Annotated in this window: 4 protein-coding genes; 3 read left to right on the top strand and 1 reads right to left on the bottom strand. The window is 38.3% G+C overall.

What is annotated here, in order from left to right:
- Positions 1-113: 113 nt before the first annotated feature.
- The 3 genes from G4417_RS16345 to G4417_RS16335 all read left to right on the top strand — a co-directional run bounded on the left by G4417_RS16345 (position 114) and on the right by G4417_RS16335 (position 2,022).
- Positions 114-596 (top strand): group II intron maturase-specific domain-containing protein, encoded by a 483-nt coding sequence (locus G4417_RS16345; RefSeq protein ID WP_242859416.1) that lies wholly within the window; start codon positions 114-116, stop codon positions 594-596.
- Positions 597-706: 110 nt separating this feature from the next.
- Positions 707-1,324: a Type 1 glutamine amidotransferase-like domain-containing protein gene (locus G4417_RS16340; RefSeq protein WP_005930833.1), complete on the top strand. Its 618-nt coding sequence runs from the start codon at positions 707-709 to the stop codon at positions 1,322-1,324.
- A 47-nt stretch (positions 1,325-1,371) separates the two neighbouring features.
- Entirely contained in the window at positions 1,372-2,022 is a 651-nt protein-coding gene (locus tag G4417_RS16335; protein ID WP_025579830.1) for a hypothetical protein, read from the top strand.
- Between the two features lie 95 nt (positions 2,023-2,117).
- Here the strand turns inward: G4417_RS16335 and G4417_RS16330 are convergent, their stop codons facing one another.
- Positions 2,118-2,924, bottom strand: a complete 807-nt coding sequence (locus G4417_RS16330) for a helix-turn-helix domain-containing protein (RefSeq protein WP_173684218.1) — start codon at positions 2,922-2,924, stop codon at positions 2,118-2,120.
- Between the last annotated feature and the right edge of the window lie 176 nt (positions 2,925-3,100).

Genomic DNA, 3,100 nt, shown 5'->3' with positions numbered 1-3,100 from the left:
ACGTACGGTTCTGATGGGGACTCAAGGGGAGGTTCCTTGGGTCTACCTACTTTGTTGCAGGATTTCAATATAAATGGGAAGCAGAGAATTACTACAAGCTTCTTAAAGAACGAATGGAAAAGTTCGGTTTGCAATTAGAAGACAGTAAAAGTCGTCTCTTACAAAGCGGTGCTTATATTGCAAGGGCAAAGCAAAAGAGCGGTGAGTGTATCAGATTACAAACATTTGATTTTCTGGGATTCACATTCTATTGTGGGCGTTCACGCAAAGGCATGCCATATATAATGCCAAAGACAAGCTCTAAGAAATTCAGACAGAAAATTCGAGACATCAAGGTATGGTTATATGCGAATAGAGACCAACCGCTAAAGAAACTAATGGGTATGCTAAATCTGAAACTAATAGGCCATTATAGGTACTATGGCATAAGTTTTAATGGCAGAATGATTTCAAACTACAAACAACAAGTGAGAGAACTTCTGTTTAAGGTGCTGAATAGACGAAGTGACAGAAAGAGTTATACAAGAGAAGGATTCATTGAAATGCTGAAATATTATCCATTGGCAATGCCAAAGATTTATGTCAGCTTGTTTTGAGACTGTAAATATTATTATGAAGAGCCGTATGCGGGAAAGCCGCACGTACGGTTCTGTGAGGGGCTTACATTGTGAGGTGTAAGTCTACTCGACTGACGAGGTAAAAGAATATGAATGGAAAACATCTATTTCTTACATCTGCAGGGTTGACCGATAAGATGAAAGAGAAATTCTTTGATATTATTGGAAAGTGTCCGAAGGATGTGAAAGTGCTTTATATTCCAACAGCTGGCATTGAAACAGATGGTGCAAGAGAGTCGCTTGCAATATGTTTTCATGAACTCTTTCTAATGGGAATTCAGTACGAAAATATATTAGTGTACAATCTGGAATTAATTCTTTCAAAAGACTATCAAAGAACCTATTCTTCGTATGTTACAACCCCGTTTATGCTTACAAGGCTATTAACTTTTGAAGAATTAAACCAATTTGATGCTGTTTTTGTCAGTGGTGGTGATGTATCTGTGCTTTGTCGTGAAATGTCTAGAACTGGTTTTGATAGAATACTTAATAATGCAATTAAAAACGGACTTATATATGTCGGAATCAGTGCAGGAAGTATGTATGCGGCGGGAAATTTAACAGATGGATTACATATTATTGACAATCCTATTATCCCCCATTGGAATGGTTCTGAAACAACAGTATTACCGAACGGCAAAGATGAGATTAAGCTTGCTGATGGAAAAGCTGTTTATGTAGAGGATAATTACATGAGTGTAATATGATGCACATGTAGGATTAGTCAAATTCCAATTTGCGAGGATGAACACTTATGAAAGAAAAAAGCAAAAGTGAAGTTTCAATAATAGGTGGTGCAGATGGCCCAACAAGTATTTTTATAGCTGGCAGAACACGGAAAAAGCCTCTAAAAGTAAGGATACGAAATATTATCTACAGATATAGACGTAAGATAGTAGAGAAGAAAGTGGTTGCAGATTCACATACTCTTGATGAATTGGTACAATATGCAATGAATACCTACAATCTAATTGAAACTAATTCAACTGAGAGAAAATATATTGAACAACAAAAAAACCTAAAGGAGAGTTTGATTTTACAGCATAAACCAGAAGTTTTAGGTGAAATGAAGGATATTCCAAAGCCGGATGTTTCTAATGAAGAATCTGTCAGAGAATATTTTTGTAAAATAAAGACTCGAAGCGAAATGATTGCCGAAATGCCAGATAATGTAATTCCTATGAACTTTCATCTATATGAAATAAGAATCGGTGATGATTCTCTTGAGATGGAGATAGATTATATTTGGAATATATTCGGTATATCTTATTCTGGAAACAAGAAAGTAATGAAACAGTTTGAGAAAATTTCAAAAGATTTGTATATCTATTATGGTGTTAGTGAAGATGATATTAAGAAAAAGACAGAAAGATATTTATCATTGGTAACGGCATTAAGTTCATAAATTCCAGCCTGTCTTTCTGAAATTTCAACTGAATAACCACAGCATAAACCGCTGCTACATGGAAGCTAACACAACCATGCAACAGCGGTTTTTTGTTACCGTTTTTTCCTCTGGCTGATAGGCGTTCCCATTTTCTTTGATTTTTTGAGAATCCGAATGAGCCAGCGGAATTCTTCTTCCGACAGATTTTTATAGTTGATACCGAGTTGCTTGCAATAAAGGATGACCAGCTTTTCATCCCGACTACCCTTGAAATTTTCGACCGCTTCCAGATTTTCTTTCAGTTCATCGGCAACGGTGATCTGTGGGGCACTTTCACTATCCTTTTTGTGGGCTTCCCGAATATCCCGGATAATGAGGTTGAGATCATCCAGCACCATGTGGCTGAAATATTCATCATCGCTGATATGGGCGGCTTGTAGCACTTTCAAATGGGGGTCATCTTCGCCGGGGCGATACCGTTCAATGATTTCATGCCGGACAGTATCGACAAGGGCGTTGAGGTTTTGAATCTGCATGGTGGCAATCCCATCTACATAAATCTCAATATCCGCAAGAAACTTGATAAAATCCTTATGAGTGGCAAGCTCACAGAGCAGACGGTTGTTAATTCGACCGCTTTTCAAAAGTGCCACCATCTCATCGTTCAAATGAAGCCCTGTTAATGGTGTGTTGATCTGTTCCCGGTTCTCTGTCCGGCACAGCAGATAATCAACGGAAACCTCATAGAAGTCTGCCAGCGTGATAAGGTTGCCATGATTGATTTCCTTATAATCCTCTTTCTCATAACTTCCAAGAGCTGATTTGGAAATGCCCGTCAGTTCTGATAATTCTTCCAAATTTAAGCCTTTGTCCTTGCGGAGTTCCCAAAGACGTTCCTGTATGGTAGTTGCTCCTTTCATAGGCGCACGCTCCTTTCCAGCGGTTGTATTTCTGCCGCTTAACTGGATTATATCACACTTTCCGCAATCGTGGAAATTTCCGATTTTTACCCTTAATTCCTACTTTGTGGACATACGGCACAGGGCACAAAAATGTTCTATGATACAGGTAGTTCATCGATGGATTATTCCAATCG

Origin of the sequence: Blautia wexlerae (assembly GCF_013300825.1) — a bacterium.
GTDB classification, from domain to species: domain Bacteria; phylum Bacillota; class Clostridia; order Lachnospirales; family Lachnospiraceae; genus Blautia_A; species Blautia_A wexlerae_B.
Note: the sequence above shows the minus strand (reverse complement) of the source record. Positions and strands in the feature narration are given on the sequence as shown.